Here is a 25,515-nt window from a genome sequence, read left to right on the forward strand (position 1 = left end):
CAGTACCTTAGCGGCGATCGTCGCGCGCCGGGCGCACGCCGGAGGTCTGAGCCTCCATCATCAGCCGGTCCTGCGCCATCGGATCGTGGCCCAGGATCTCGCCCTTGAACACCCACACCTTGACGCCGCAGACACCATAAGCGGTGTGCGCCTGCGCTTCGGCATAGTCGAGGTTGGCGCGCAGCGTGTGCAGCGGCACCCGGCCCTCACGATAGCTCTCCGACCGCGCGATCTCGGCGCCGCCCAGGCGACCACCGCACGCGACGCGGATGCCGTCGGCACCCAGGCGCATCGCCGACTGCACCGCGCGCTTCATCGCACGACGGAAGGCGATACGACGCTCGAGCTGATCGGCGATGCCCTGCGCGACGAGCTTGGCGTCGACCTCGGGCTTGCGGATCTCGACGATGTTCAGCGACACGTCGGACGAGGTCATCGTGCCAAGCTTCTTGCGAAGCTTCTCGATGTCCGAACCCTTCTTGCCGATGATCACGCCCGGGCGCGCGGCGAAGACGGAGATGCGGCACAGCTTGGCCGGACGCTCGATCACCACCTTGGAGATCGCCGCCTGCGGCAGCGTGTCCATGATGTACTGACGGATTTTCAGATCCTCCAGCAACAGGCGACCATAATCCTGGCCTTCCGCGAACCAGCGGCTGTCCCAGGTGCGGTTGATCTGCAGGCGCAGACCGATCGGGTTGCTCTTGTGACCCATTAGGCTTCTTCCTGCTCGCGCACGACGATCCGCAGCCGCGAGAACGGCTTCAGGATGCGGGTGGACTTGCCGCGGCCGCGCGTGGCGAACCGCTTCATGGTGATCGACTTGCCGACCGACGCCTCGGCGACGACGAGCGCGTCGACGTCGAGGTTGTGGTTGTTCTCGGCATTGGCGATCGCGGAGGCGAGCACCTTGCGCGCGTCAACGGCCATTGCCTTGGTCGAGAACTGCAGGATGTTGAGCGCGTCGCTCACCTTGCGACCACGGATCAGACCCGCGACCAGGTTGAGCTTCTGCGCCGATCCGCGGATCTGCGTGCCGACGGACAAGGCTTCCTTGTCGCCGACCTTGCGAGGGGATGCTGGCTTCGACATCAGCGCTTGCCCTTCTTGTCAGCCGCGTGACCCGGGAAATACCGGGTCGGCGCGAACTCGCCGAGCTTCATGCCGACCATGTCCTCGTTGATCGAGACGGGCACGAACTTGCGGCCATTGTACACGGTGAACGTCAGACCGACGAACTGCGGCAGGATGGTGGAGCGACGCGACCAGGTCTTGATCGGTGCGCGGCCACCCGCGTCCTGTGCGGCTTCGGCCTTCTTGAGCAGGCTCAATTCGACGAACGGGCCCTTCCAGACGGAGCGCGCCATTACTTCTTCCTCGCGTGACGGCTACGGATGATCATCTTGTCCGTAGACTTGTTGTGGCGGGTGCGCGCACCCTTGGTCGGCTTGCCCCACGGCGTGACCGGGTGACGGCCGCCCGAGGTCCGGCCTTCACCACCGCCGTGCGGGTGGTCGACCGGGTTCTTCGCAACACCGCGCGTCAGCGGGCGCTTGCCCATCCAGCGCGAACGACCGGCCTTGCCCAGATTGGTGTTCTGGTTGTCCGGGTTGGACACCGCACCGACGGTCGCCATGCACTCGGCACGGATGTAACGCTGCTCGCCCGAGTTCAGGCGAACGATCACCATGCCGCGGTCGCGACCCACGACCTGCACGTAGGTACCGGCCGAGCGCGCGATCTGACCACCCTTGTTCGGCTTCATCTCCACGTTGTGGACGATGGTGCCGACGGGGACCTGACCGATCTCCATCGCGTTGCCGGGCTTGGTGTCGGTCTTCTTCGCCGCGATCACCTTGTCACCGACCGCGAGACGCTGCGGCGCGATGATATAGGCCTGCTCGCCGTCCGCATACGACACCAGCGCGATGAACGCGGTGCGGTTGGGATCATACTCGAGTCGCTCGACCGTACCCTCGGCGTCCCACTTGCGACGCTTGAAGTCGATGAAACGGTACTTCTGCTTGTGGCCGCCCGCGATGCCGCGGCTGGTCACATGGCCCTTGTTGTTGCGGCCGCCGGTCTTGTTCTTGCCCTCGGTCAGCGCCTTGACGGGCTTGCCCTTCCACAGCGCCGACTTGTCGACGAGGATCAGGCCGCGCTGCGCGGGCGAGGTCGGGTTATAATGCTTGAGTGCCATCTTACTTGGCCCCCTCGGTGACGTCGATCGACTGACCCTCGGTGAGGGTCACGATCGCCTTCTTCATGTCCGACCGCTGGTAGGGCGCACCCTTCCAACGCTTGGTCTTGCCCTTCTGCACGATCGTGTTCACGCTCTTCACGGACACGTCGAACAGCGCCTCGACCGCTGCCTTGATCTCCGGCTTGGTCGCCTTGCTGGCAACCTTGAACACGACCGCGTTCTGCTCGGAGAGAAGGGTCGCCTTCTCGGTGATGTGCGGCGCGACAATCACGTCATAGTGACGGTTGTCGATCGCCTTTGCCTGCTTAGCCATTGAAGCGAGCCTCCAGCTTCTCGACCGCCGCGCGGGTCAGGACCAGCGTGTCAGCCTTGATGATGTCGTAGACGTTCGCGCCCACTGCGGGGAGCATGTCGACGCCGACGAGGTTGCGACCGGCGCGGAAGCCCTCGCCTGCGTCACCATCGATGACGAGCGTGCGCTTGCCGGCGTTGAGCGTCGCGAAGTGACCCTTCAGCTCGGCGGTCTTGGCGACCGAGAAGCCGTCGAGGACGATCAGCGAACCGTTCTTGGCGTGGCTCGACAGCGCCATCTTCAGACCCAGTGCGCGAACCTTCTTGTTCAGCCCCGGGTTAAAGTCGCGGACGCGGGCGCCGTGCGCCTTACCACCACCGATGAACACCGGCGCGCGGCGATCGCCGTGACGAGCCGTACCGCCGCCCTTCTGGCGACCGAACTTCTTGCCCGAACGGGCGACGTCGGCGCGCTCGCGGGTGCCGCGCGCGGTGGCGCGACGCTTCTCGAGCTGCCAGGTCACGACGCGGTGCAGGATGTCGGCACGCGGATCGAGGCCGAAGACCTCGTCGTTGAGCTCGATCTCTGCAGCATCCCCATTGCTACCTGGGCCGGCAAAGGAGGAAACCTTGACCTTCACGTTCAGCCCTCCTGGCCGTCGGTCGCCTGCGTGTCGGCCGAGTTGTCGGCCGGCGTGTCAGCGGCGGTGTTGTTGTTGGCAGCCTGCTTCAGGCTGGCCGGATACGGTGCACCCTCGTGGCGCCCCTGCTTGACCGCGTCCTTGACGAACAGCCAGCCACCCTTCGAACCGGGCACCGAGCCCTTCACGAAGATCAGGCCGCGCTCGACGTCGGTGCCGACGATCTCGAGGTTCTGCTGGGTGCGGTTCTTGTCGCCCATGTGGCCGGCCATCTTCTTGTTCTTGAAGACGCGACCCGGATCCTGGCGGTTACCGGTCGAACCGTGCGAACGGTGGCTGACCGACACGCCGTGCGTGGCGCGCAGACCGCCGAAGTTCCAGCGCTTCATGGCGCCGGCGAAGCCCTTGCCCTGCGTGCGACCCTGGATGTCGACGTACTGGCCGGCGACATAATGGTCGGCCGACAGCTCGGCGCCGACGTCGAGGAGGTTGTCCTCGGTCACGCGGAACTCGTGGACGACCGCCTTCGGCTCGACCTCGGCCTTGCCGAAGTGGCCGCGCTGCGGCTTGGCGACGTTCTTTGCCTTGGCGCTACCTGCACCAAGCTGGACGGCGGTGTAGCCGTCACGATCCATCTCGCGACGGGCGATGACCTGCAAGCCTTCGAGTTGCAGAACGGTGACGGGCACGTGCCGGCCATCATCCTGGAACAGGCGCGTCATGCCCATTTTCTTCGCGATCACGCCAGTGCGCATGATCTTGTGCTCCTTGACAGAGGCACCCACGAGCCCATCCCGCAGGTGCTTGTGCCGCCCGCACTCTCGCACGGACGACGGTTCAACCCGGATAAGCGAAGCGTGCCCCCGTCCCGGGCTGGTCACCCCTTGTCGGGGCGTGACGGGAGACGCTGTCCCGGAGGCGTTGCCGCCGGCGGTATCTCTTTGTTGTGGCAAGCCCCGCCGTGGCGAAGCCGTCACCGTCGTTCCCGTACCTGCGAAAACGACGAACCCGCGGGACTCACGTCAACCGCGGGAGCCGGCGCATTAGGCCAGCTTGATCTCGACGTCAACACCGGCCGCGAGGTCGAGCTTCATCAGCGCGTCAACGGTCTGCGGCGTCGGCTGCACGATGTCGAGCATGCGCTTGTAGGTGCGAACCTCGAACTGCTCGCGGCTCTTCTTGTCGACGTGCGGGCCGCGGTTGACGGTGAACTTCTCGATACGGGTCGGAAGCGGGATCGGGCCACGGATCAGCGCGCCGGTGCGGCGTGCGGTGTCGGCGATGTCGCCGGTCGCCTGGTCGAGCACGCGGTGATCGAATGCCTTCAGGCGGATGCGGATGTTGGTGTCCATGTTCCCTACCGATGCGAAAGAGCGGGCCGCCGGAAGCGGCTCTTGCTGGTTTGATACGCGAGTGACCGGACACGAGCATGCTGGGCGATGCCGCAGCGTGAGGGTGTCCCTACTAAAAGCGAACGGCCCGCACCGTCGCCGGTGCGGGCCGCTTTGCTAGAGGCCGGCGGTTGAACCACCGGTCTCCGTAAGGCTGGCGCCTATATTACTTGTCGATCGAGCTGACAACCCCTGCGCCGACGGTACGACCGCCCTCGCGGATGGTGAAGCGCTGGCCGACGTCCATCGCGATCGGCGCGATCAGCTTGATGCCCAGCGCGACGTTGTCGCCCGGCATCACCATCTCGGTGCCCTCGGGCAGCTCGACGGTGCCGGTCACGTCGGTCGTGCGGAAGTAGAACTGCGGACGATAGTTGGCGAAGAACGGCGTGTGACGGCCACCCTCGTCCTTCGACAGCACGTACACTTCCGACGCGAAGTCGGTGTGCGGCTTGATCGAGCCCGGCTTGCACAGCACCTGGCCGCGCTCCACCTCGTCACGCGCCACGCCGCGGATCAGCGCACCGACGTTGTCGCCGGCCTGGCCCTGATCGAGCAGCTTGCGGAACATCTCGACGCCCGTGACCGTGGTCTTGCGGACGGTCGGGTGGATACCGACGATCTCGACTTCCTCGCCGACCTTCACCACGCCGGTCTCGACGCGGCCGGTGACGACGGTGCCGCGACCCGAGATCGAGAACACGTCCTCGATCGGCATCATGAACGGCTTGTCGAGCGGACGCTCGGGCTGCGGGATGTACTCGTCGACGTTCTTCATCAGCTCAAGGACCGCGTCCTGGCCGAGCTTGGTGTCCGAACCCGACAGCGCGCAGGTCGCCGAACCCTTGATGATCGGAATGTCGTCGCCCGGGAACTCGTACGAGCTCAGCAGCTCGCGGATTTCCAGCTCGACGAGCTCAAGGATTTCCTCGTCGTCGACCAGGTCGACCTTGTTCATGAACACGACCATCGCCGGCACGCCGACCTGACGTGCGAGCAGGATGTGCTCGCGGGTCTGCGGCATCGGGCCGTCGGTCGCCGACACGACCAGGATCGCGCCGTCCATCTGGGCGGCACCGGTGATCATGTTCTTCACGTAGTCGGCGTGACCCGGGCAGTCGACGTGCGCGTAGTGGCGGTTCGCCGTCTCGTACTCGACGTGCGCCGTCGAGATCGTGATGCCGCGCTCGCGCTCTTCCGGTGCCTTGTCGATGTTTGCGAAGTCAACCGCCGCGTTACCCGCAACGTTCTCCGCCAGCACCTTCGTGATCGCCGCCGTCAGCGAGGTCTTGCCATGGTCGACGTGACCGATGGTGCCGATGTTGAGGTGCGGCTTGGTCCGCTCAAACTTAGCCTTAGCCATTGTTTCCCTACCTTCTGGATGTCACTTGAGCCGCACGCAGGACTCGCCGTGAAGGCGGCCCCATAGCGGCTGAATTCGTGTTGCGCAAACCCCTTGGCCGGGCTGATCCCGGTCGCGGGGCGACGCGGAAGGGTATTCCGCGTCGTCGATCCCCGGGCGGGCCCGAGGTCGCCCGGCGCGCGGCGTCCTCGGGGCAGGTCGCCCTGCCCCGGTGCGCCTTACGCGAGCTTGGCCTTCACCTCGTCGGCGACGTTCTGCGGCACTTCGTCATAGTGCGAGAACTGCATCGAGTAGCTGGCGCGGCCCTGGGTAAACGAGCGGAGCGCGTTCACGTAGCCGAACATATTCGCCAGCGGGACCATTGCCTCAACCGTCTGCGCGTTGCCGCGCGTGTCGGTGCCCTGGATCTGGCCGCGACGGCTGTTCATGTCGCCGATCACGTCACCAAGGTAATCCTCGGGCGTCACCACCTCGACGCGCATCACCGGCTCGAGCAGCGTGATGCCGGCCTTCTGCGCCGCTTCGCGCATCGCGCCGCGGGCGGTGATTTCGAACGCCAGCGCCGACGAGTCGACGTCGTGGTACGCGCCGTCATACAGCACGATGTCGAAGTCGATGATCGGGAAGCCGACCAGCGAGCCGGTCGCCGCGGTCTCGCGGAAACCCTTCTCGATCGCGGGGATGTACTCGCGCGGGATGTTGCCGCCCTTGATCTCGTCCTTGAAGACGATGCCCTGACCGCGCTCGCCCGGCGTCAGCTTCACCTTCACGCGTCCGAACTGGCCGGTACCACCCGACTGCTTCTTGTGCGTGTAGTCGATGTCGACCGGCTTCTTGAGGTATTCGCGGTACGCCACCTGCGGCGCGCCGACGTTCGCCTCGACCTTGAACTCGCGCTTCATGCGATCGACCAGGATCTCGAGGTGAAGCTCGCCCATCCCCTTGATGATGGTCTGACCCGATTCGTGATCGGTCGACACGCGGAACGAGGGGTCCTCGGCGGCCAGGCGGTTGAGCGCGATGCCCATCTTTTCCTGGTCGGCCTTGGTCTTCGGCTCCACCGACAGCTCGATCACGGGCTCGGGGAATTCCATCCGCTCGAGGATGATCGGGTGCGCCGGATCGCACAAGGTATCGCCCGTCGTCGTCTCCTTGAGACCCGCGATCGCGACGATGTCGCCCGCGCGTGCCTCGTCGATGTCCTCACGCGAGTTCGCGTGCATCAGGAGCATGCGGCCGATCTTCTCCTTCTTGTCCTTCACCGAGTTCAGGTAACCACCCTTGGTGAGGACGCCCGAGTAGATGCGGGCAAAGGTCAGCGAGCCGACGAACGGGTCGTTCATGATCTTGAACGCCAGCGCCGAGAACGGCGCCTCGTCCGAGGACGGACGCTCGTCCGGCGTTTCGCCGTCGAGCTTGACGCCCTTGATCGCCGGCACGTCGAGCGGCGACGGCAGGAAGTCGACCACCGCGTCGAGCAGCGGCTGAACGCCCTTGTTCTTGAACGCCGAACCGCAGACGACCGGCACGAACGCCATGTTGAGCGTCCCCTTGCGGATCAGCTTCTTGAGCTGCGCCGCGTCGGGCTCGTTGCCCTCCAGATACGCTTCCATCGCCTCGTCGTCCTGCTCAACGGCGAGTTCGATCAACTCGTTGCGGTACTTCGCCGCCTTTTCGACCATGTCGTCGGGGATCGGCTGATACTCGAACTTCGCGCCCAGCGACTCTTCGAGCCAGATGATCGCGCGGTTCTCGACCAGATCGACCAGGCCCTTGAAGCCACCCTCGATGCCGATCGGCAGGTACAGCACCGCCGGGCGCGCACCCAGGCGATCGATGATCGACTGCACGCAGAAGTAGAAATCGGCGCCGGTGCGGTCGAGCTTGTTGACGAAGCACATGCGCGGCACGCCGTACTTGTCGGCCTGACGCCACACGGTCTCCGACTGCGGCTCAACACCGGCAACGCCGTCGAAGCACGCGACCGCGCCGTCGAGCACGCGCAAGCTACGCTCCACCTCGATCGTGAAATCGACGTGGCCGGGCGTGTCGATGATGTTGATCAGATGCTCGGGGCCCTTGCCCTCTTCGGCGCGCCACTTGCACGTCGTCGCGGCCGACGTGATCGTGATGCCGCGCTCCTGCTCCTGCTCCATCCAGTCCATGGTCGCGGTGCCCTCGTGGACCTCGCCGATCTTGTAGGACTTGCCGGTGTAATAAAGGATACGCTCGGTCGTCGTCGTCTTGCCGGCATCGATGTGCGCCATGATGCCGATGTTGCGATAAAGTTCGAGCGGATGGCTGCGGGCCATGATGCTTCACTCCTGTGCCGGATCAGCCCGGCGATGCCAACGTTTGCGAGGTCGCCCCCTAGCCGTTCGGGCCGAGCTTGTCCAAGCTCGGCCCTACACCTCTGCGATCAGAGGAAAACGGCTATCGGGAGTGCGGGCGAACCCGCTCCTCCCATATAGTGTATGTTACCGCGAGCGCCAACCGATCGGCCGGCGCTCCGTCGCCATTACCAGCGCCAGTAATTACCAGCGGTAGTGGCTGAACGCGCGGTTCGCTTCCGCCATGCGGTGCGTGTCTTCGCGCTTCTTCACCGCGTTGCCGCGGTTGTTCGACGCGTCGAGCAGCTCACCCGACAGGCGCGCGGCCATCGTGTTCTCGCTGCGGGCACGTGCCGCCGCGATCAGCCAGCGGATCGCCAGCGCCTGCGCGCGCTCCGGACGAACCTCGACCGGCACCTGGTAGGTCGCACCGCCGACGCGGCGCGAACGGACCTCGATGCCCGGCTTGATGTTGTTCAGCGCGTCGTGGAACACGCCGATCGGCTCGCGCTTCGCGCGGGTCTCGACGGTTTCCATCGCACCATAGACGATGCCTTCAGCGACGGACTTCTTGCCGTCCAGCATCACCGAATTCATGAACTTCGACAGCACCACATCTCCGAACTTGGGATCGGGCAGGATTTCCCGCTTCTCGGGACGACGACGACGCGCCATAACAGAAACCTTTCAAACAGCTGTGATGATACGGCGGCGCGGCTTACTTCGGCCGCTTCGCACCGTACTTCGACCGCGACTGCTTGCGGTCCTTGACGCCCTGCGTGTCGAGCACGCCGCGCAGCACGTGGTAGCGCACACCGGGAAGATCGCGCACACGCCCGCCGCGGATCAGCACCACCGAGTGCTCCTGCAGGTTGTGGCCTTCGCCCGGGATGTAGCTGATGACTTCGCGCTGGTTGGTCAGGCGGACCTTGGCCACCTTGCGCAGCGCCGAGTTCGGCTTCTTCGGGGTCGTGGTGTAGACACGGGTGCAGACGCCGCGCTTCTGCGGGTTCTGCTCCATCGCAGGGACCTTCGACTTGGCCTTCTGCGGGTCGCGGCCCTTGCGGACCAGCTGGTTGATCGTCGGCATTGAAGCCTTCACCTTTCCATAGGTTACTTTGCTGGAGCCATAACAGCACTTGGAATACGAAAAGGACCTGGGAGCAGCCGACAACGGCCCTCGCGGTCCTTCAAGCATCCAGCAATGTTCAAGCTTGCCCGGCGTGGAGTCGCCTCCCGTCGGACGACGGCGCCTATACGCACGGGAGGCCGAAGCGTCAATGCCACCGCGAGCCTCGTGCCTTAACCCGCCGACAACCCACGCTATGCCAACAACGCCGGCGTGGACTCGTTCGCCCCCACCATCCCCACGCCGCTGGCGCACCGGCACCGCCAGGCGCAGCGACGCGCCGGCGCGATCACGCTCGTCCTCGCGCTCGCCTGCACGCTGACCCCGGTCGCCTGGGTGTTGCTTCCGCTCGCCGCCGCGCAGGCGTGGCGCAGGCGCGCGCGCGCCGCGGCCTTCGTGGGGGTTCTCGCCTGGATCGCGGCCGCCCCCACCATCGTCGACCTTCGCGCAGCCGCCGCTTATCCGCCGCTGTTGACCGGCCCCTGGATCACGCTGGTGGCGGGCGTGATGGCAACGTCGGCCGCCTGGGCATCGTCTGCGCGGCGGACCGCGGCCGAGTTGCTCCGTGCGGCCGCGCTGCTCGCACTCGCGGCATCACCCTGGTCGCCGCTGCCCGCACTGATCATTGCACTCGGCTGTTTACTAGCCGCGCCGCACCGGCCGCGTCCGCGCGCCGCGAACGACAATGACGCGGGAGGCTGGGCGATCGCGACCACCGCGATCGCGCCACTCAGCTTCCCGGCGCGCCGTTCAGCACGCCCAGCAGCGTACGATTGAACCGGTTCGCGTCCTCGACCTGCGGGGAGTGACCCAGACCGTCCATCTTCACCAGAGTGGCGCGCGGGATCTTGCGCGCGGCCTCCGGCGCGACCTGCGGGATCGCCTGCAGGAACCCGCGCAGTGACGGCGGCATCTGCGCGCGCCCGAACGCGGTCTTGTCGAGCGTACCGATGATCAGCGTGGTCGGCGCCTTGATACGATAGAGTTCGTGCGCGACCGGCTGCGTCTTGATCATCTCGGCGGTTTTCGCCTGCGCGAGCGCGACCTGATCGCGCCCCGCCCCCACGTACATGCCCGCCTGCATCGCCACCCAGCGGTCGTATGCCGGCCGCCATTGCCCGTGATAGTAATTCTCGAGCTGATACGCCTTGATCGACGCCGCGCTGGCGCGCCGCTCGCCCGTCCATAAGGTATCGACGTCGGTGTACGGCAACCCGTCCTCCGACCGGTCGCGCAGTCCCAGCGGATTGACCAGCACCAGCCGGTCGACCGCCGCCGGGAACATGATCGCGTAGCGCATCGCCAGCATGCCGCCCATCGAATGCCCCACCACGATCGCGTGCGTGACGCCCAGCGATTTGAGCAGCTTGTCCGTGTTGCTTGCCAGCCCCTCGAAACTGTACTGCGCCGCGCGGGGCTTGGACGATTTGCAGAAGCCGAGCTGGTCCGGGATCACCACGCGGTAGCCCGCATCCGCCAACGCCCGCGCCGTCGCCTCCCACGTCGCGCCGCAGAAATTCTTGCCGTGCAGCAACACCACCGCGCGCCCGTTCGGCCGATCGGGCACCAGGTCCATGTACGCCATCTCGGCCGGCTCGCCGACGACGGTCAGCGGGAACATCCTGACCGCGAACGGATAAGCGAATCGCTCAAGCCGCGCGCCATAGTCCGCAGGTTTTGCGGCCGGTGCCGGGGCTGCGGCGATCAGCCCGCACAGCAGCGGCGCGAGCAGGCGGCGCGTCGGAAATGGCATCGGTGGCGGCTCCCGGAGATCGTTACGGTGCCGCACCCTTAACCATGCGGCGCCGCGTGCGTCAGCCCTTCTCGGGGTCGTGCCCCCAATTCATCAGCGAGTAGCGCCAGTCGGAATGTTCCTTGTCCTTCGCCGGACCGCCCTGCGCCAGATGCCGGTGAACGTAGCCGGTCACCTTCTTCATGTGCGCGTAATCGTCGTCGCTCAGCTCGGCCTTCTTGGTGCGCTTGATCTCGACGATCCGCTTGCCCGACTTGTGCCCGACGCTCTCGCCCTTGCCGTCGCCGTCATCACCCTTCCAGCCGACACGCTTGCTGTCGTCGGTGTCGAGGAACTTCTCCAGCTCGGCCGGGGTCATGTTCACCGCGTCGTTGAACGCTTCGTAGATCTTCTGCTGGTCGTCGGACGGGTCGGCCACGGTGCATTCTCCTTTGTCGCGGCCAACGCTGCGCCGCCATGTGCGGTTTCGCCGCCATGCACGGATTGTACGGCGCCGATCGCTCGCCTAGCGCGGCGCACATGCTGTCGTTCAAACCCATCCTCGCCGGCGCCAACCTGAGCGACCGGATGATCGCCGCCGTCGGCGCGCTGGTCGGGATCGCGCTGACCGCCGCGCTGTGCACCGCGTTCCTGCCGCACGGCCCCGCGCTGCTGCTCGTCGCACCGATGGGTGCGTCGGCGGTGCTTGTGTTCGCGGTGCCGGCGAGCCCGCTGGCGCAGCCCTGGCCGGTGATCGGCGGCAACATGCTCTCCGCGCTGGTCGGCATCGCGGTGGCGCGCGTCATACCGCAGCCCGCACTCGCCGCCGGCGTCGCGATCGGGGCCGCGATCGCGCTGATGTCGCTCACCCGCTCGCTCCACCCGCCAGGCGGCGCGGCCTCGCTGCTCGCGGTGCTGGGCGGCCATGCGGTGCAGGCGCAAGGATGGGGGTTCGCACTCGTACCCGTCGCCGCCAACGCGGTCGTGCTGGCGCTGACCGGCGTGCTGTTCCACCGTCTGTCGGGTCACAGCTACCCGCACCGCCCCGTGCCTGCCGCCGGGCACGCACCACCCGTCCTCGGCGTACCGCACCCCGAAGACATCGACCGCGCGCTCGAGGATTTGGGTGAGACGTTCGACGTGTCGCGCGACGATCTCGACCTGCTGTTCCGCACCGTCGCCGCGCACGCTTCCCGGCGCGGCTAGTCGCGCCACCGCCCCACCACGCACGGCTAGTCGCGCAATCGCTCCGCCAGAAACGCGATCAGCGCCTCGACCCGTGCCGGGCGCAGCGCGCTCGGCGGGGTCAGCAGATGCAGCGCCACGCCGGCGGGCATCCACTCGGGCATGATCGGCACCACCTTTCCCGATGTCAGCGCCTCGCCCAGGATGAACGCCGGCAACCGCGCGATCCCCAACCCGGCGACCAGCGCGGGCACCAGCGCGTCGCCCGAATTCGCCGACAGCGGCCCTTCCGCCTTCACCGACACCTCCGCCCCGCCCGGCCCGCGAAACCGCCACGGCCCCGTCAGGTTGGTGTAGCCGAGCAGCCGATGCTCGCCGAGCTGCGCCGGGTGCGTCGGCGTGCCGTGCTTCGCCAGATAATCGGGCGCCGCCACCAGATGCGCCGCCACCGTGCACAACCGCCGCGCACGCAACGACGAATCGGGCAAATCCGCGATCCTGAGCGCCACGTCGAATCCTTCCGCCACGATGTCGACGCGCGCGTCGGACAGGTGGAGCTCGATCTCGATGCCCGGATGCGCCACCAGGAACTCGGCCACCAGCGGCGCGACGTTGGAGATGCCGAACGACATCGGCGCCGCCATCCGCACCCGTCCGACCGGCGCCAAGGCGGCGTCGCGCGCCAGCTCCTCCGCCCCCTGCGCTTCCGCCACCATCCGCGCCGCGCGTTCGGCGAGCGAGCGCCCCACCTCGGTCAGCGCGAGCCGGCGCGACGTGCGGTGGAACAGCGATTGCCCCAGATGCGTCTCCAGCCGCGACACCGCTTTCGATACCGTCGCCTTGCTCAGCCCGATCGCGTCCGCCGCGCCGCTGAACGAGCGGTGCTCCGCCACCGCGGCGAAGATCGCCCATGCTTCCAGATCGGGTAGTCGCATACCCCCTCGCTAGCTCGTGAAACGATGCGTTTCAATCGTTTCCGTTTTCGCGCCCTCCGTGTCCGCTTATCTCTGCGGCAACAATGGAGGCTATCATGACCGACACCGCAGTCGCGACCCGTATCGCCAACAAATCCCGTATCGAACGCCGCCCCTTTGCCTCGCTCGGCCACGCCGACCACGGCTGGCTCGACGCGCGGCACCATTTCTCCTTTGCCAATTACTACGACCCCGACCGGATGAGCTGGGGCGCGATCCGCGTCTGGAACGACGACACGATCGCCCCGAACAGCGGCTTTCCCCCGCACCCGCACCGCGACATGGAGATCATCACCTACGTCCGCTCGGGCGCGATCACGCACAAGGATTCGATGGGCAACACCGGCCGCACTGCTGCTGGCGACGTGCAGGTGATGAGCGCGGGCTCGGGCGTCCGCCACGCCGAATACAATCTCGAGAGCGAACCCACCACGCTGTTCCAAATCTGGATCGAGCCGACCCGCACCGGCGGCAGCCCGTCCGGGGGCGCCAAGCCCTTCCCCAAGGGTGAGCGTTCGGGCAAGTTCGTGACGCTCGCCAGCGGCTTCGCCGAAGACGGCGACGCACTGCCGATCCGCGCCGAGGCGCGCGTACTCGCCGCAACCGTCAAGGCGGGCGAGCAGGTCAGCCACGAGGTCGGCCCGGGCCGCCACGCCTACCTCGTCCCCGCCACTGGCGCAGTCGAGATCGACGGCGAGCGCTACGAGGCGCGTGACGGCATCGCGCTCACCGGCGGTCAGACCGTCACCATCACTGCGCTCGACGACGCCGAGCTGGTGCTCGTCGACTCGCTCTGATCGGCCGGACTCGCTGAACCGAATGGCCGCCCCGGCATTGTGGCCGGGACGGTTTCACCCAACCTGCATCAAGGAACGCCAGATGACCAAAGTCCTCGTTCTCTATTACTCCTCCTACGGCCACATCGAGCAGATGGCCGATGCCGTCGCCGAGGGCGCACGCGCCGGCGGTGCCGAGGTCGACATCCGCCGCGTCGCTGAAACCGCACCGGCCGAGGTGGTGGAGGCCGCGCACTTCAAGACCGACACCGCGCACCCTGAGATCGAGGGCCCCGACGCGCTCGCCGCCTATGACGCGATCATCGTCGGCGCGCCTACCCGCTACGGCCGGATGCCAAGCCAGATGGCGGCGTTCTGGGACACCACCGGCGGTCTGTGGATGCGCGGCGCACTGGTCGGCAAGGTCGGTGGTGCCTTCACCTCCACCGCCAGCCAGCACGGCGGGCAGGAGACGACCTTGTTCTCGATCCTGACCAACCTGCTCCACCACGGCATGACGATCGTCGGGCTCGACTATGGCTTCAAGGGTCAGATGGGCGTCGACGAGGTGCTCGGCGGCACGCCTTACGGCGCGTCGACGATCGCCGACGGCGACGGCAGCCGCCAGCCGCACGCCAAGGAACTCGACGGCGCGCGTTACCAGGGCAAGCGCATCGCCGAACTCGCCGCCAAGCTGAAGTAACTGCGTGAGGCCGGGCGGTTCAGTCCGCCCGGTCGTCACCTGCTCTCCGTCGCCCCGGACTCGATCCGGGGCCCCGCTCCTTCTCGATCGCAGCCAGGAAGCGGGATTTCGGGTCAAGCTCGCGATGACGGCAGTGTAAGCGAGATCTTACCTCACCGCCGCCGCCGTTTGCCCTTTGGTTCGACCCAGGCCGGCAGCGAGAGATACACCGGCGGTGGCGATACGTTCGTGACCTCCACCGCCGTGTCGACACCCGGCGACGCCGGAAACCGCCGCCGCGCGATCGCGAACAGCGATCGTGCGCGCGCCGCGCCCGGTGCCGACGCGCTGGTGCCGACCCAGCGCCAGTGCCACGGCTCCCACTTCACCCCCTGCGCGTTGCTGACCGGGAAGGACATCTCGAAACCGTAACGCGGCGCATTCTCGCGCAGCCAGCGGAACGCGGGCGTCGCTGCCACGCACGCCTCCGCGTCGGGACAGCCGTTCACCCGCGGCCGGAATGCAAAGTCGAGCGCGTAGCCCGTTGCATGCTCGCTGTGCCCCGGCGGCGCGACCGACACCGCGCGCGTGTCCGGACTGGCGCTCGGCTCACGGCAGAACACGCCGGTCTGCCGCCCTTGCGACCGGTGACACGACAGCGCGAGCACGCGGCCGCCCACTGCCGGGCTCGCCGCCGCGGCCGCCAGCAGCCGTTCGAGATCGGGCAGCACCTCGCGCCTCAGCGTACAGCCGTTCACCGCCAGGCCGCTCGGCACCGGCACCAGCTCGCCCGGTGGCGCATCGCCGTAGGGCAGATGCCCCAGCACGCGCCCGTCCGTCTCGACCGCCGGCGGCGCGCCCGCGCATACCTCGGCGCTGGCCGGCAGCGCGATCAGCATTGCCGATGCTGCCAGCACTAGCCGCCGCGCCCGCGCGGTGGCAGAGCGCGTGCCATGCTTGGCGAACGCGTATTGTTTCTGGATGGTGAGGCGCTGGTGATCGACAAGCCCGCCGGGCTTCCCGTCGATCGCCCGCGCGACGGCGCGATCAGCCTGGAAAATCACTTGAACTCCCTAACCTTCGGCTTCCAGCGCTGGCCCCAGGCCGTGCACCGGCTCGACCGCGATACCAGCGGCTGCCTGCTCCTGTCGCGCAACCCCAAGGCGCACGCGCGGTTCCAGCAGGCGTTCGAAGCGGGTTTGGTAGAAAAACGCTACGTCGCGATCCTCGACGGCGTGCCCGAGGGGGAAAGCGGCGTGATCGACCTGCCGCTCGCCAAGGTATCCACGGTTGAGCGCGGCTGGTGGATGACGGGCGACCGCAAGGGCAAGCCGGCCCGCACCGCCTGGGCGCTGCTCGGCACCCACGACGGCCGCGCGCTGGTCGAGTTCCGGCCCGAAACCGGGCGCACGCACCAGATTCGCGTTCACGCGCTCGAGGGGCTCGGGCTGCCCGTCACCGGTGACCCGACCTACGGCACCGCGCACAACGGCGGCACGATGCTGCACGCCGCGCAGCTCACCGTGCCGCGCGGGTCCAAGCAGCCGATCGTCGTCGCGGCTCCCTGGCCCGACCGCTTCCGCGCGCTCGGCTTCGATGGTTGACATACCCGAGGACGCGCTGGACGAGCGTTTCCTCGCCGCCACCGGGCCCGGCGGGCAGAACGTCAACAAGGTCGCCACCGCGTGCCAATTGCGCGTCGACGTGTTCCGCCTCGGCCTGTCGCCCGAAACCTATCGCCGGTTGAAGCTGCTGGCGGGCAGCCGCCTGACCGCATCCGGCACGCTGGTCCTCGTCGCGCGGCGGTTCCGCACGCAGGAGGCCAATCGCCAGGACGCGCGCCAGCGGCTCGCCGACCTGCTCGCCGAAGCGGAGAAGCGCGAGGCGCGCCGCGTGAAAACCAAGCCGACCCGCGCCGCCAAGGCGCGCCGCGTCGACGAGAAAAAGGGTCGCAGCGCGGTCAAGGCCGGCCGCGGCAAGGTCCGGCTCGACTGACGCGCCTCAGCGAAGCGTGGGCATCGCGCTCTCGGGCAGACGCGCACGCAGATCATCGGGCAGGCGTGCGAGCAGGTGCGCACGGATCGTGTGCCACCATGCCGACAGGCACAGCAACGCCGACCCGATCACCAGCGCCCTCAGCGCGACGTTGAGCTTGATCGCGCCGTAAGACCGGAAAAGCTGCGCCAGCGCGACCAGGACGTAAGCGAGCGCCGACACCAGCAACGCGCGCCGATCCACCGCCAGTGCCACCACCGCGAACACCAGGTACACCGCGAGCACGCCGATCGCGCCCGCGACCCCGATCGTCGCGCCGCCGGTCACGCCCATCCAGTAGAACAGCGGGTGCGCGATCAACGGCGCCGCGACCAGATGCAGCCAGAAGGCGATGTCGGCGCGCTGCGTCGTACGCGCGCGGTCGGACATATCCCAGCGCATCGCATAAGCGAACACGCCGATGCCGCACGCCAGCGCCACGCCCGCGATCAGCGCCGGGTCGCCCGTCGGCTCGTTGCGGATCGCGCCCACCAGCGCGAGCACGAACAGCACCAGCGCGCCGATCGCCGCCGCGACCGTGATCGCGACGCGGAACCGGCGCCAGTGCGCCAGCGCCGCCAGCCCGGCACCGATCGCTCCCGCGATCATGATCGCGGCCACCCGCCGCTGCGAATACTCACCCTCTCCCACGATCCGCGCGGCAGTGAAGCCCACTGCGCTGCCGCACGCGGTGACAAAGGTCAGCAGCAGGATGATCGACGGCAGCGCCATGCGGCGCCGGCGCGTGAACACCTCCGCCATCACCCACGATGCGATCGCTACCAGCACACCTGCGGCCACGCCGCCGATCAACGTGCCACCCACCGCCGCCGCGGCGAACACGACCAGCACACACGCGATCGACACGAAGATGTCGTTGAACCCGGTGATGAGCCGAAACTGTTCCTCGTCGACCATCGACGTCGCGCGCAGCCCCGCCACATGGTCGCGCAGCGCCGCCGCCGATGCAGTGATCGCGCCGGCCTCGACCGCCGATTGTATCTCGCCGTCGCTGTACATGTCGTTCCCCCCATCAGGCAGCCTAGACGCACCGCATAGGCGGTCAAGCCGGGGTGCATCGCACCGCCAGCGCGCGCCCATCGTCCACCGACGCACTATCTGGCGCTCGGCCATGCCTGCGCTTACCTGCGCGGCCATGTACACCTTCGACATCGCCGCCGGCTCCAAGGCCGAGCTCTACCATGACCTGTACGCGGCGCTCGACGCACTGACCGCGGACGAGCCCGACGCGGTCGCCAACATGGCGAACGCCGCCGCCTTGATGTGGCAGTATCTGCCCGACCTCAACTGGGCGGGCTTCTACCGCGCGCGCGATGGCGAGCTCGTGCTCGGGCCGTTCCAGGGCAAGGCAGCGTGCATCCGCATCGCGCTCGGCAAGGGCGTGTGCGGCACGGCCGCGGCGCAGCGGCAGACGCAGCGCGTCGATGACGTTCACGCCTTTCCGGGCCATATCGCCTGCGACGCCGCGAGCGCGTCCGAACTGGTCGTGCCGATCGTCCACGACGATCGCCTGATCGGCGTGCTCGACCTCGACAGCCCAGCGACCGGGCGGTTTGATGCCGAGGATGTCGCCGGGTGCGAGCGGCTGATGGCGCTGCTCGCTCCGCGAATCGCGGCGGCAACCGCCTGACGATCGCGCTTGATCCGCGAACGAGGGCTGCTCCACTTCGGGACGGTCGTTGCAGTGGCGACACGACAGCGGTCTTGGTAAGCAACCGGTAAACGTGACGCGCGTTCGAGCGCGCAGCACTTCACAGGGGAAATGACCGGCCATGCGCATGCTGATGATCGCCGCAACCGCCGCCACCGTCTTGGCCGCACCCGCCGACGCCGGGCAGCGCGGCGGCATGGCACCCGTCCGTCCCGGCGGTTGGAACGCCCCGCGCCCCGGCGGTTGGAACGCCCCTCGCCCTGGCGGCTGGAACACACCGCGCCCCGGCGGCTGGAATGGCGCGCACCCGGGCGGGTGGAACGGTCCGCGTCCGATCGGCGGCAATTCGTGCCTGGGCGGTTGCCGTCCGCGCTGGGGCGGGCACATCAACAATCGCTGGTGGGGCGGCATGCGCGCGCCCGGTGGCTGGAACGCCTATCGCCGCCCGGTGCGCGGCTACGTGCTTCCGGGCTATTGGATATCGCCCAACTGGTACATTAACGATTGGTCGAACTACGGGCTCTACGCGCCGCCGGCGGGCTATAGCTGGTCGCGCTATTACGATGACGCGGTGCTCGTCGACGGGCGCGGGTCGGTTTACGACAGCGTCGGCGGGATCGGCTGGGATCAGTTTGACGGCGATGGCGTCGATTACACCTACCGCGACGATGGCGGCTATGGCGCACCTTATGCCACGCGCGACCGCGACAGCGGGCTCGGCGGCGCGGTGATCGGCGGCGTCGCGGGCGGTGTCGCCGGCAACGTCATCGCCGGGCGCGGCAATCGCCTGCTCGGAACCGTCGTGGGCGCGGGCGCCGGCGCCCTAGTCGGACGCGAGATTGATCGCAACGATCGCGCCGGCCGCGTCCCCGTCGCCCCGCCGGTGGGTCCGGGCCCGGGCTACGGCGCGCCCTATCCAGCGCCCGGCGCGCGCGGCGGCGCTTATCCGGCGGCAGGCGCGCCGACGGTCGCCTATCAGGAAGGCCGCTACGGCGGGGATTACGCCGGCACCACCTATTCGGGCGTGACCTATTACGGCACGGACGGCGCAGGCTATGCCCCGCCGCCGCCGCGCGGCTACGCCCCGGGTCCGCAGATCGCCTATCCCGCGCCCTCGGTCGTCGCGGGCAACGGCACCGTCGTCACGACGTCGAGCACCGCGGGTTCGCCCGGCTATTACGCCAACGGCTGGTATTACCCCGGCACCACCGTCACCACGGTGACCGTCAGCGGGGGCGCGGGCTCGAACGTGGTCGAGGAGGAAGTGTACGAAGACATGTCCTACGGCCATGCCAAGGGCTATCGCTACAAGGGCAAGTGCCGCTGCTGAAGCACACCGCCCCGACCATCACGAGCGCCGCCTCGCCGATCACCGGCGGGGCGGCGTTTTCCTTTCTTGTCGGCAATCACCGGGACCGAAAAAGGCTGGTGCATCGCCAGCCCTAGACTGACCTCACCAGCTTGCCCGGCCCTCGAACCGGCGCAGCGTACTTACCCCCGATCGCGCCCAGCAAAGGTCACAAGGCTTTCCGCGCCATCGGCCCCGACCGCGCTGACCCCGACGAAATGGTCGTCGACTGGCACGTTCTTGAGCAGGGTCGTGGTGGCTCCCGTCACCGTCTGCGCGTCGCTCCAGTCCTGGCGATCGTTGGCGCGCCAGCGCACGCGGTAGGATTGCGCGCCCGGAACCGCCGCCCATTTGACCGTCGTGTCACGCGTCAGCGCGCCCGCGACCGACACGGTGGCCGGAGCAGCGGGTGCCGCCGCCAGCCGCGCGATCGTCGCGACGTTGATCGCGGCGACCTTGGCCAGATAGTCGAAGTCCATCCCGTCGATCGTGTCGGCGAAGACGCGCCCGTTCTCGGTCCGCACGTCCTGGTGCTGGCGATCCCAATTCTCCGCCCCGACCGAGAAGCGCACCGCCGGGAAACCGAGCTTGAGGAACGGTTCGTGATCCCCGCCGCGTCCGAACCGGTCGGGCCGCCGGTCGAGCATGACGTCGAACCTGCCCGGCAGCGCGTCCGCCACGCCGTCGATCGCCTTGGCCAGCGCGCGGCTCGGCCCGTCGTCCTCGCCACCGATCGCGCGGCGTTCCTGATCCTCGGCCAGCGGCTCGCTCGACCGTATCCCTTCGGAGAAGACGCGGACGCGATTGGCGTCGACCACCCCGCCCTGTCCGAGCGAGTTTCCGACGATGTCGTTGTTGAGCATCGCGTCGACCTGCCACCCGCGCGCCTTGGCGGTGTCGGCGAGCAGCGTCGCGCCCCACAGACCCTGTTCCTCGCCCGAGAATACCGCGTAAACGATCGTCGCGCGGAACTTCTGCTTCGACAGGATGCGCGCCGCCTCCAGCACCAGCGCGACGCCCGAGGCATCGTCGTTCGCGCCCGGCGCGTCGCTGGTCGCGTTCATGACGTCGGTGACGCGCGAGTCGATATGTGCGCCGACGATCACGTAGCGGCCGGGCTCGCTCCCCGCCTGCATGCCCAGCACGTCCTCGATCACCACGCCCTGCGGCGCGCGCGGGCCGGTGAAGCGGCGCGACAGACGCTCGGTCGTGATGCATCCACCGCACGCTTGCGACAGCGACGCGAACTGCGCCGCGGTCCAGTGGCGCGCCGCACCGATGCCGCGCACCGGGTCTGTCGCCGACGACAGCGAATGGCGCGTGCCGAACGACACGAGCTTCTCGACGCTGGCGCGCATCCGCTCCTTGGACGGCATCTCGCGAAGCGCCGGCGTCGCCGGCACAGGCTTGCGCGGCGCGGCAGCGGCGGGGTGCACGAGGAGAAGCGGCGCGGCGGCGCACAGGCTGGCGAGCAGGGGCTTGCGGTTCATCGCCGCCGGTTGTGGCCGCGAACGCGCCCTCGCTCAAGCCCCCCCCCAAGCCCCCGCCCAACCCTTGGGCAACGGCTGCGCCGCGTTCAGCTCAGCCGGTCGATCGCCTCGCGGTCTAGCCCGCCCGGCACGATCATCAACGGCACGGTCAGGCTGCCCGCATCCGCGGCGAAATGCCCGACCAGTTCGCCCGGCGTGCCGCTCGCCGCCGCGCCCAGCACCAGCGCCGCGATCTGCGGGTTGGCGGCGATCAGCTCGCGGATCACCTTGGGTCCGTCGCCGCTGCGCACGGTCAGCGACGGGCGCAATCCCGATTCCTCCAGCAGCGTGCCGGCCGCGCGCTGCACCAACCCTTCGGCGTGGCGGCGCTGGTCGTCCTCGATCGTCGCCTGCACGCCGCCGAACGCGATGAACTCCTGCGGCGGGATCAGCGCCAGGATCTCGACACCCCCCCCGGTCTTCACCGCCCGGCGCGCGGCGAAGCGCAGCGCGATCTGCGCCTCGGGTGTGTCGTCGATGACGGTCAGGTAGATGCGCATGCAGAAAGGCCTTTCTCACCTACCAAGCTACTAGGCTTTACGACCCGCGCCAAGCGACCTGCATCAAGCCGCGGGCTTGACGCTACGGTGTCTGGGGGCGAGAGACGCGCGCATCCCCAGGAAAGCATTCGCGCAAAGGTTTGCCATGCCGATCGAGATCAAGATGCCTGCCCTTTCCCCGACGATGGAGGAAGGCACGCTCGCCAAATGGCTGGTGAAGGAAGGCGACACGGTGAAGTCCGGCGACATCATGGCCGAGATCGAAACCGACAAGGCGACGATGGAGTTCGAGGCGGTCGACGAGGGCACGATCGCGAAGATCACCGTGCCCGAGGGGACCGACGGCGTGAAGGTCGGCGCGGTGATCGCGCTGCTGAACGGCGACGGCGAGGAAGCGGGCGAAAGCACGCCCGAGCCTGCCGCGAAGGAGAGCGAACCGCGCCCATCGCCCGAGGACCCGAACAAGACCGGTAGCGAGGCCAAGCCGGCGGGCGAAGACGTCGAGGATCACGGCAAGCCCGCCGACGACCAGGTCGCGCGCGCCGAGATCGGCGCGGCTGCATCTGCCGCTCCCACCCCCGCCCCCGCCCGGCACGACGGCGACCGCGTGAAGGCCAGCCCGCTCGCGCGCCGCATCGCCGCCGACAAGGGGCTCGACCTGTCGCAGCTCCAGGGCAGCGGCCCGAACGGCCGCATCGTCAAGGCCGACGTCGAGCAGGCGAAGCCCGGCGCCGCGCCTGCGCCCAAGGCCGAGGCATCGCAGCCCGCGCCGAGCGCAGCCGCTGCCAGCGCGCCTGCACCCGCCGCCGCCGCGCCACAGATCCCCGACGTGCCGCACGAGACGACCAAGCTCAGCAACATGCGCAAGACGATTGCGCGCCGCCTGACCGAGTCGAAGCAGCAGGTGCCGCACATTTACCTGACGGTCGACGTGCGCCTCGACAAATTGCTCGCACTGCGCGGCGACCTGAACGCCAGCCTGTCGGCGCGCGGCGTCAAGCTGTCGGTCAACGACCTGATGATCAAGGCGCTCGCCGCCGCGCTGATACAGGTGCCCAAGTGCAACGTGATGTTCACGCCGAACGAGCTGATCTCGTTCAAGCGCGCCGACATCTCGGTCGCCGTCTCGACGCCCGAGGGGCTGATCACCCCCGTCATCACCGAGGCGGACATCGCCTCGCTGTCGAGCATCTCGACCCGGATGAAGGACCTGGCCGCCCGCGCACGCGACAAGAAGCTTAAGCCGGAGGAATTCACCGGTGGCACCGCGTCGATCAGCAACATGGGCATGTTCGGCATCAAGCAGTTCGAGGCGGTCATCAACCCGCCGCAGGGCATGATCCTCGCGGTCGGCGCGGGCGAGAAGCGCCCGTGGGTGATGGAGGACGGCACGCTCGGCGTCGCCACGATCATGTCGGCGACCGGCAGCTTCGACCACCGCGCGATCGACGGCGCGGACGGCGCCGAGCTGATGCAGGCGTTCAAGAACCTGGTCGAGAACCCGCTGGGCATGCTCGCCTGAGCCGGCACCATGACGCGACCGCACGTCACCCCGCTCGAGCTCAATCCGGTGATCCGCGAGGTCGCCTGGGGGCTGCTCGGGCTGGGTTTCACCGCGCTCGTCTTCTGGGGCGCGGCGTGGAGCTATCCGCAGGGGTATGAGACGATCTGGCTGGTCGGTGCGGCCACGATGCTGGCGATGGGCGTGCTGAGCGCGCGCGAAGTGTGGAGAGTGCGCGGTGAGTGACGAGACGGACGTGACGCAGCCGAGCTTTCGCGACCCTGCGATGCGCGTCACCGCCATGCCCGCGGACACCAACGCTTACGGCGACATCTTCGGCGGCTGGCTGATGAGCCTGATGGACTCCGCGGCCGGGCTGGTCGCCGCGCGCCGCGCCAAGGGCCGCGCCGTCACGATCGCGATGGAGGGCATGAAGTTCCACGCCCCCGTCCGCGTCGGCGACGAGGTCAGCGTCTATGCCGAGATCGTCAAGGTCGGCCGCACCTCCATGACGATCGCGGTCGAGGCGCACGCGCGCGACCGCCACCGCGAGACGACGCGCAAGGTGACCGAGGCGCATTTCACCTTCGTCGCGATCGACCGCGACCGCCGCCCGCGCCCGGTCGACGCCTGATCTCGGGCCGCGCCCACCTATATCGGATCAAACGGCATCGCCCGCGCCGGCGATGCGAGCGAACAGGGCGACAAGCCCGGGAGTTGACGTAAATGGCTGACCAATACGACCTCATCGTGCTCGGCTCGGGTCCGGGCGGTTACGTGTCCGCGATCCGCGCGAGCCAATTGGGCATGAAGGTCGCGATCGTCGAGCGCGAGCGGCTGGGCGGCATCTGCCTCAACTGGGGCTGCATCCCGACCAAGGCGCTGCTGCGCACGTCCGAGGTCTACCACTACATGACCCACGCCGCCGACTACGGGTTGAAGGCCGACAACATCGGCTTCGATCTCGGCAAGATCGTCGACCGCAGCCGCAAGGTCGCGGGGCAGCTCAACGCCGGCGTCAAGGGGTTGATGAAGAAGCACAAGATCGCGGTGCACGAGGGCGTCGGCAAGCTGACCGGAAAAGGCAAGCTGACGGTCACGCAGGGCGACAAGACGACCGAGCTGACCGCCAAGCACATCATGATCGCCACCGGCGCGCGCGCGCGCGACCTGCCGTTCGCCAAGGCCGATGGCAAGCGCATCTGGACCTACCGCCACGCGATGGTGCCAGAGGTCATGCCGACCAAGCTGCTCGTCATCGGCTCGGGCGCGATCGGGATCGAGTTCGCCAGCTTCTACAACGACATGGGTGCTGACGTGACCGTGGTCGAGATGCTGCCGCGCATCCTCCCCGTAGAGGACGAGGACGTCAGCGCCTTTATGGAGAAGCGTCTGACCAAGGAAGGCATCCGCATCGTGACCGGCGCGGGCGTCGAGAAGATCGACACGTCGGCCAGCGGCGTGACAGCGACGATCAAGGGGAAGGACGGCCAGTCCAAGACCGAGGACTACAGCCACGTCATCGTCGCGATCGGCATCGTCCCCAACACCGAGAACATCGGGCTGGAGGAGCTCGGCGTCACGACCGAGCGCGGCCAGATCAAGGTCGACGGCTACGGCCGCACCAATGTCGAGGGCGTGTACGCGATCGGCGACGTGACCGGCGCGCCCTGGCTCGCGCACAAGGCAAGCCACGAGGGCATCGTCTGCGTCGAGGCGATCGCGGGCGAGAAGCCGCATCCGTTTGAGACCTGGAACATCCCCGGCTGCACCTATTCGCGCCCGCAGGTCGCGAGCGTTGGTCTGACCGAGGCCAAGGCCAAGGAAAGCGGCCGCGACGTCAAGGTCGGCAAGTTCCCCTTCATCGGCAACGGAAAGGCGATCGCGCTCGGCGAGGCGGACGGCTTCGTGAAAACGGTGTTCGACGCGAAGACCGGCGAGCTGCTCGGCGCGCACATGGTCGGCGCGGAAGTCACCGAGCTGATCCAGGGCTACGTCATCGCGCGCCAGCTCGAGACGACCGAGGCCGAGCTGCAGGAAACCGTGTTCGCGCACCCGACGCTCAGCGAGATGATGCACGAAAGCGTCCTCGCCGCCTACGATCGCCCGATCCACATTTAAGGCGGATCAGCCTAGCCCGGCTCCCTCACCGTCATCCCGGACTTGATCCGGGATCCCGCTTCTCTTCTCGCGTGGACAGGAGAGCGGGACTCCGGATCAAGTCCGGGGTGGCG

At 68.0% G+C, this 25,515-nt stretch carries 31 protein-coding genes; 12 read left to right on the forward strand and 19 right to left on the reverse strand.

The genetic code is table 11. The features are described from left to right. Positions 1 to 7 precede the first annotated feature (7 nt). From rpsC to rpsL, 12 genes are all read right to left on the reverse strand, one after another. Complete coding sequence (gene rpsC, locus Q0579_RS11065) at positions 8 to 715, reverse strand: 30S ribosomal protein S3 (RefSeq protein ID WP_219768199.1); 708 nt, start codon at positions 713 to 715, stop codon at positions 8 to 10. Continuing rightward, on the reverse strand, positions 715 to 1,092 hold the full coding sequence (gene rplV / locus Q0579_RS11070; RefSeq protein WP_019516017.1) for a 50S ribosomal protein L22: 378 nt from the start codon (positions 1,090 to 1,092) through the stop codon (positions 715 to 717). The genes rpsC and rplV overlap by 1 nt, the downstream gene beginning before the upstream one ends. Further along, positions 1,092 to 1,367 carry a 30S ribosomal protein S19 gene (rpsS, locus tag Q0579_RS11075; protein WP_019516016.1) on the reverse strand — a complete coding sequence of 92 codons (276 nt, stop codon included), beginning with the start codon at positions 1,365 to 1,367 and terminating at the stop codon, positions 1,092 to 1,094. The genes rplV and rpsS overlap by 1 nt, the downstream gene beginning before the upstream one ends. Then, on the reverse strand, positions 1,367 to 2,200 hold the full coding sequence (gene rplB, locus Q0579_RS11080) for a 50S ribosomal protein L2 (RefSeq protein WP_298812118.1): 834 nt from the start codon (positions 2,198 to 2,200) through the stop codon (positions 1,367 to 1,369). The genes rpsS and rplB overlap by 1 nt, the downstream gene beginning before the upstream one ends. 1 nt (position 2,201) lies before the next feature. After that, positions 2,202 to 2,516, reverse strand: a complete 315-nt coding sequence (locus Q0579_RS11085) for a 50S ribosomal protein L23 (protein WP_298812121.1) — start codon at positions 2,514 to 2,516, stop codon at positions 2,202 to 2,204. Continuing rightward, complete coding sequence (rplD, locus tag Q0579_RS11090) at positions 2,509 to 3,135, reverse strand: 50S ribosomal protein L4 (protein ID WP_219768196.1); 627 nt, start codon at positions 3,133 to 3,135, stop codon at positions 2,509 to 2,511. The genes Q0579_RS11085 and rplD overlap by 8 nt, the downstream gene beginning before the upstream one ends. A 2-nt stretch (positions 3,136 to 3,137) precedes the next feature. Next, complete coding sequence (rplC, locus tag Q0579_RS11095; RefSeq protein WP_298812470.1) at positions 3,138 to 3,890, reverse strand: 50S ribosomal protein L3; 753 nt, start codon at positions 3,888 to 3,890, stop codon at positions 3,138 to 3,140. 288 nt (positions 3,891 to 4,178) lie between these two features. Then, complete coding sequence (rpsJ, locus tag Q0579_RS11100) at positions 4,179 to 4,487, reverse strand: 30S ribosomal protein S10 (protein ID WP_019516011.1); 309 nt, start codon at positions 4,485 to 4,487, stop codon at positions 4,179 to 4,181. A gap of 205 nt (positions 4,488 to 4,692) precedes the next feature. Beyond that, a complete protein-coding gene (gene tuf / locus Q0579_RS11105; RefSeq protein ID WP_219768194.1) occupies positions 4,693 to 5,889 on the reverse strand; it encodes an elongation factor Tu in 1,197 nt (398 codons plus the stop codon). A gap of 218 nt (positions 5,890 to 6,107) precedes the next feature. After that, positions 6,108 to 8,201, reverse strand: a complete 2,094-nt coding sequence (gene fusA / locus Q0579_RS11110; protein WP_298812128.1) for an elongation factor G — start codon at positions 8,199 to 8,201, stop codon at positions 6,108 to 6,110. 222 nt (positions 8,202 to 8,423) lie between these two features. Continuing rightward, positions 8,424 to 8,894, reverse strand: a complete 471-nt coding sequence (rpsG, locus tag Q0579_RS11115; protein WP_298812131.1) for a 30S ribosomal protein S7 — start codon at positions 8,892 to 8,894, stop codon at positions 8,424 to 8,426. Between the two features lie 43 nt (positions 8,895 to 8,937). Continuing rightward, positions 8,938 to 9,309 (reverse strand): 30S ribosomal protein S12, encoded by a 372-nt coding sequence (gene rpsL / locus Q0579_RS11120; RefSeq protein ID WP_022691828.1) that lies wholly within the window; start codon positions 9,307 to 9,309, stop codon positions 8,938 to 8,940. A 252-nt stretch (positions 9,310 to 9,561) separates the two neighbouring features. On the opposite strand from rpsL, the gene Q0579_RS11125 reads away from it, so the two are divergent. Further along, entirely contained in the window at positions 9,562 to 10,125 is a 564-nt protein-coding gene (locus Q0579_RS11125; RefSeq protein WP_298812135.1) for a hypothetical protein, read from the forward strand. Here the strand turns inward: Q0579_RS11125 and Q0579_RS11130 are convergent. Together Q0579_RS11130 and Q0579_RS11135 are read right to left on the reverse strand one after the other, a co-directional pair. Then, positions 10,079 to 11,101, reverse strand: coding sequence for an alpha/beta hydrolase (locus Q0579_RS11130; protein WP_298812138.1), 1,023 nt, complete (start codon positions 11,099 to 11,101; stop codon positions 10,079 to 10,081). The genes Q0579_RS11125 and Q0579_RS11130 overlap by 47 nt on opposite strands. A 61-nt stretch (positions 11,102 to 11,162) precedes the next feature. Further along, positions 11,163 to 11,519: a DUF3140 domain-containing protein gene (locus Q0579_RS11135; RefSeq protein ID WP_298812140.1), complete on the reverse strand. Its 357-nt coding sequence runs from the start codon at positions 11,517 to 11,519 to the stop codon at positions 11,163 to 11,165. A gap of 38 nt (positions 11,520 to 11,557) precedes the next feature. Between Q0579_RS11135 and Q0579_RS11140 the strand changes: the two genes are divergently transcribed. Beyond that, complete coding sequence (locus Q0579_RS11140) at positions 11,558 to 12,286, forward strand: HPP family protein (RefSeq protein WP_366522284.1); 729 nt, start codon at positions 11,558 to 11,560, stop codon at positions 12,284 to 12,286. Positions 12,287 to 12,312: 26 nt separating this feature from the next. On the opposite strand, the gene Q0579_RS11145 is transcribed toward Q0579_RS11140, so the two are convergent. Then, complete coding sequence (locus Q0579_RS11145; RefSeq protein WP_298812142.1) at positions 12,313 to 13,200, reverse strand: LysR family transcriptional regulator; 888 nt, start codon at positions 13,198 to 13,200, stop codon at positions 12,313 to 12,315. Positions 13,201 to 13,295: 95 nt separating this feature from the next. On the opposite strand from Q0579_RS11145, the gene Q0579_RS11150 reads away from it, so the two are divergent. Together Q0579_RS11150 and wrbA are read left to right on the forward strand one after the other, a co-directional pair. Further along, positions 13,296 to 14,036, forward strand: a complete 741-nt coding sequence (locus Q0579_RS11150; RefSeq protein WP_298812145.1) for a pirin family protein — start codon at positions 13,296 to 13,298, stop codon at positions 14,034 to 14,036. An 82-nt stretch (positions 14,037 to 14,118) separates the two neighbouring features. Next, positions 14,119 to 14,718, forward strand: coding sequence for an NAD(P)H:quinone oxidoreductase (gene wrbA, locus Q0579_RS11155; RefSeq protein WP_298812148.1), 600 nt, complete (start codon positions 14,119 to 14,121; stop codon positions 14,716 to 14,718). A gap of 152 nt (positions 14,719 to 14,870) precedes the next feature. Here the strand turns inward: wrbA and Q0579_RS11160 are convergent, their stop codons facing one another. Next, positions 14,871 to 15,596, reverse strand: a complete 726-nt coding sequence (locus Q0579_RS11160) for a M15 family metallopeptidase (protein WP_298812150.1) — start codon at positions 15,594 to 15,596, stop codon at positions 14,871 to 14,873. 54 nt (positions 15,597 to 15,650) lie between these two features. On the opposite strand from Q0579_RS11160, the gene Q0579_RS11165 reads away from it, so the two are divergent. Further along, positions 15,651 to 16,301 carry an RluA family pseudouridine synthase gene (locus Q0579_RS11165; RefSeq protein ID WP_298812154.1) on the forward strand — a complete coding sequence of 217 codons (651 nt, stop codon included), beginning with the start codon at positions 15,651 to 15,653 and terminating at the stop codon, positions 16,299 to 16,301. After that, complete coding sequence (gene arfB, locus Q0579_RS11170; protein ID WP_298812157.1) at positions 16,294 to 16,692, forward strand: alternative ribosome rescue aminoacyl-tRNA hydrolase ArfB; 399 nt, start codon at positions 16,294 to 16,296, stop codon at positions 16,690 to 16,692. The genes Q0579_RS11165 and arfB overlap by 8 nt, the downstream gene beginning before the upstream one ends. Before the next feature lie 6 nt (positions 16,693 to 16,698). On the opposite strand, the gene Q0579_RS11175 is transcribed toward arfB, so the two are convergent. Next, positions 16,699 to 17,751, reverse strand: a complete 1,053-nt coding sequence (locus tag Q0579_RS11175) for a hypothetical protein (protein WP_298812159.1) — start codon at positions 17,749 to 17,751, stop codon at positions 16,699 to 16,701. A 136-nt stretch (positions 17,752 to 17,887) separates the two neighbouring features. Between Q0579_RS11175 and Q0579_RS11180 the strand changes: the two genes are divergently transcribed. Together Q0579_RS11180 and Q0579_RS11185 are read left to right on the forward strand one after the other, a co-directional pair. Next, the gene (locus Q0579_RS11180) at positions 17,888 to 18,382 is read left to right on the forward strand and encodes a GAF domain-containing protein (RefSeq protein WP_298812472.1); all 495 of its coding nucleotides are present in this window, start codon (positions 17,888 to 17,890) and stop codon (positions 18,380 to 18,382) included. Between the two features lie 142 nt (positions 18,383 to 18,524). Then, a complete protein-coding gene (locus Q0579_RS11185; protein WP_298812161.1) occupies positions 18,525 to 19,733 on the forward strand; it encodes an RcnB family protein in 1,209 nt (402 codons plus the stop codon). Between the two features lie 161 nt (positions 19,734 to 19,894). Here the strand turns inward: Q0579_RS11185 and Q0579_RS11190 are convergent, their stop codons facing one another. Together Q0579_RS11190 and Q0579_RS11195 are read right to left on the reverse strand one after the other, a co-directional pair. Then, positions 19,895 to 21,241 carry a M20/M25/M40 family metallo-hydrolase gene (locus Q0579_RS11190; protein ID WP_298812164.1) on the reverse strand — a complete coding sequence of 449 codons (1,347 nt, stop codon included), beginning with the start codon at positions 21,239 to 21,241 and terminating at the stop codon, positions 19,895 to 19,897. Between the two features lie 86 nt (positions 21,242 to 21,327). Beyond that, positions 21,328 to 21,780, reverse strand: coding sequence for a universal stress protein (locus tag Q0579_RS11195; protein ID WP_298812167.1), 453 nt, complete (start codon positions 21,778 to 21,780; stop codon positions 21,328 to 21,330). 145 nt (positions 21,781 to 21,925) lie between these two features. Here Q0579_RS11195 and Q0579_RS11200 point away from each other — a divergent pair, with 145 nt between their 5' ends. The 4 genes from Q0579_RS11200 to lpdA all read left to right on the forward strand — a co-directional run bounded on the left by Q0579_RS11200 (position 21,926) and on the right by lpdA (position 25,402). Next, positions 21,926 to 23,302 carry a pyruvate dehydrogenase complex dihydrolipoamide acetyltransferase gene (locus tag Q0579_RS11200; RefSeq protein WP_298812170.1) on the forward strand — a complete coding sequence of 459 codons (1,377 nt, stop codon included), beginning with the start codon at positions 21,926 to 21,928 and terminating at the stop codon, positions 23,300 to 23,302. Between the two features lie 9 nt (positions 23,303 to 23,311). Further along, positions 23,312 to 23,527 (forward strand): hypothetical protein, encoded by a 216-nt coding sequence (locus Q0579_RS11205; protein WP_298812173.1) that lies wholly within the window; start codon positions 23,312 to 23,314, stop codon positions 23,525 to 23,527. A gap of 40 nt (positions 23,528 to 23,567) precedes the next feature. After that, positions 23,568 to 23,915, forward strand: a complete 348-nt coding sequence (locus Q0579_RS11210) for an acyl-CoA thioesterase (protein WP_174193803.1) — start codon at positions 23,568 to 23,570, stop codon at positions 23,913 to 23,915. A gap of 92 nt (positions 23,916 to 24,007) precedes the next feature. Then, on the forward strand, positions 24,008 to 25,402 hold the full coding sequence (lpdA, locus tag Q0579_RS11215; protein WP_298812175.1) for a dihydrolipoyl dehydrogenase: 1,395 nt from the start codon (positions 24,008 to 24,010) through the stop codon (positions 25,400 to 25,402). Positions 25,403 to 25,515: the final 113 nt, after the last annotated feature.

This window comes from uncultured Sphingomonas sp., assembly GCF_936927845.1.
Taxonomy (GTDB): domain Bacteria; phylum Pseudomonadota; class Alphaproteobacteria; order Sphingomonadales; family Sphingomonadaceae; genus Sphingomonas.